Annotated in this window: 1 rRNA gene; it reads left to right on the forward strand. The window is 50.0% G+C overall.

The window, feature by feature from the left end:
- The first annotated feature begins 136 nt into the window (after positions 1-136).
- Positions 137-252 (forward strand): 5S ribosomal RNA (gene rrf / locus FS665_RS23215).
- The last annotated feature ends 4 nt before the right edge of the window (positions 253-256 follow it).

The raw sequence follows: 256 nt of genomic DNA on the forward strand, positions 1-256 counted from the left end.
CCATGTGAGAGTAGGTCATCGTCAAGATTCATTTCGCAAAACCCCTATCTGCGCGAGCAGGTAGGGGTTTTGTCTTTAAGTAGGAACTACAGAGATTCGCAGGGACGTCTCAACGACGGCCCAGCACACAGAATTTCTTGACGACCATAGAGCATTGGAACCACCTGATCCCATCCCGAACTCAGTAGTGAAACGATGCATCGCCGATGGTAGTGTGGGGTTTCCCCATGTGAGAGTAGGTCATCGTCAAGATTCA

It is taken from the genome of Pseudomonas sp. URMO17WK12:I11 (assembly GCF_007677725.1).
GTDB lineage: Bacteria > Pseudomonadota > Gammaproteobacteria > Pseudomonadales > Pseudomonadaceae > Aquipseudomonas.